The 1,841-nt window shown below is 76.9% G+C and carries 1 protein-coding gene; it reads right to left on the reverse strand.

Going from position 1 to position 1,841, the window contains the following annotated elements; translation table 11 throughout:
- Positions 1-1,841: acyltransferase domain-containing protein (locus E0D90_RS25365; RefSeq protein WP_130800252.1), on the reverse strand; the 1,841-nt coding region annotated here is incomplete at both ends.

Below are 1,841 nucleotides of genomic sequence, written 5' to 3' on the forward strand. Positions count from 1 at the left end.
GGCGTAGGGGTGGGTCCGGGCGTAGGGGCGGCAGGCGTCTTCGCGGGCGTGCCACCACTCGCCCGGCGGCTCGCGACCAGCTCCGCCAGCCGGCGCGGGGTGACGGCCTCGTCGAACAGCTCCCGCATGGCGACCTTGACGTGGTAGGTCTGCTCCAGCTCACGCAGCACGTTGATCATCAGCAGCGAGTCCGCGCCGAGGTCCAGGAAGGAGGTGTCCTCCCCCACCGCGTCCGGCCGGCCTCCCAGCGCGTGCGAGGTCACCTCGACGACGTGTGTCAGCACTTCCTTGACCTCGACGTCTGCCGTCATGTGCGTTCCTTCCGTCAGGGTTTCCGCCGCTGCTGCGGCGGTGGGTGCCGGGCCACGCCAGTGGGTCCGGTGCTGGAAGCGGTAGCCGGGCAGCGGGATCCGCCGGCCGCCGGAGCCCTCTGCCAGGACGTGCCAGTCGACGGGCGCGCCGGCCCGGAAGAGGGCGGCGGCCGCGTCCCAGAGCGGGTCGAGTCCGGTGCCGCCGCGCAGGCTGGGGACCGAGACCACCTCGGGCAGCGCCTGCCGGGCGAGCCCGCTCAGACCGCCGCCGCCCATCTCCACCAGCACGGTGGCGCCGCGGTCGGCGACGCCGCGCAGGGCGGCGTGGAACTGGACGGGCCGCCGGGTCTGCCGCACGAGATAGGCGGCGTCAGGCACCCACCCGGGCGGCCGGGCGCCCCCGTCCAGCCCGGAGACGAAGGGCACGGTGACGGGGCCGAACGCGACGCCGGAGACCAGCTCCTCGAACTCGGCGAGGACCGGGTCGATCAGCTCCGTGTGGAAGGCGTGCTCCACGGGGAGCCTGCGGTTGCGGAGGCCGCGCTCCTCCAGCAGTGCGCCGAGCCGGTCCACGGCGGCGCGCGGTCCCGCGAGCACATGGTTGAGCTCCCCGTTGACCGCCGCCAGTTCGATACCGGGAACCTCCTCGGTGAGCGACAGGGCCGAGGCCCGGTCGGCGAGGACCGCCACCATCCCGCCCGGCGCGGTGCGGGTCTCCATGAGGCGGCCACGCTCCGCGGTGATCCGCAGTCCGTCCTCGACCGTCAGCGCGCCCGCCGCGGTGAGCGCCGCGTACTCGCCGACGCTGTGCCCCGCGACGACCTCCGGCGCGATCCCGGCCTCCCGCCACAGCTCGACCAGGGCGCACTGCACCGCGTACAGCGCGGGCTGCGCGGCGCCGGTGGGCCAGGGCGCGCCGTCGTCGCCCGGGTCGCCGAGGAGCGGGGCGAGCAGGGCGCCGCCTGTCCGGGCGCGGTGCAGCCGGTCGCAGTGGTCGAGCACCCGGCGCACGGCGGTGAACCGCTCGTACAGCGCGCGGACGGCGGCGGGCCGCGCGCCGCCCTGCCCGCTGAAGAGGTGGCCGACCCGAGGTGCCGCGTGCCGCGCCCCCGCCGCGGGCGCCCGGGATTCCGCTCCCCCGCCGGTGAGCCAGCGGTGCAGCGAGTCGGCGAGCTGGGCGGTGCTCTCTCCCCGGACGGCGACGCGACGCCGGCCGGTGGCTCTGCCCGCCGTGGAGAGAAGGAGATCGGCCACGTCCGTCGCCGGCTCGCGCCGCAGATGGTCGTGGAAGGCCCGGACGTTCGCGGCGAGGGCGGCGTCGTCGTGGGCGGAGAGCGCCAGCACTCCGGGCGGTGCCAGGCGCGGGCCGCGCGGCGCGCGCGGGGGCGCCTCCTCGACGACCAGGTGGACGTTGGTGCCGCCGACGCCGAGCGAGGTGACACCCGCACGGCGCGGCCCGTCCGGCGCGGGCCAGGGGGCGGCGGCGCGCGGGATGTAGAAGGGGCTGGCGGCCAGGTCGAGGGCGGGGTT

Origin of the sequence: Streptomyces otsuchiensis (genome assembly GCF_004305975.1) — a bacterium.
GTDB classification, from domain to species: Bacteria; Actinomycetota; Actinomycetes; order Streptomycetales; family Streptomycetaceae; genus Streptomyces; species Streptomyces otsuchiensis.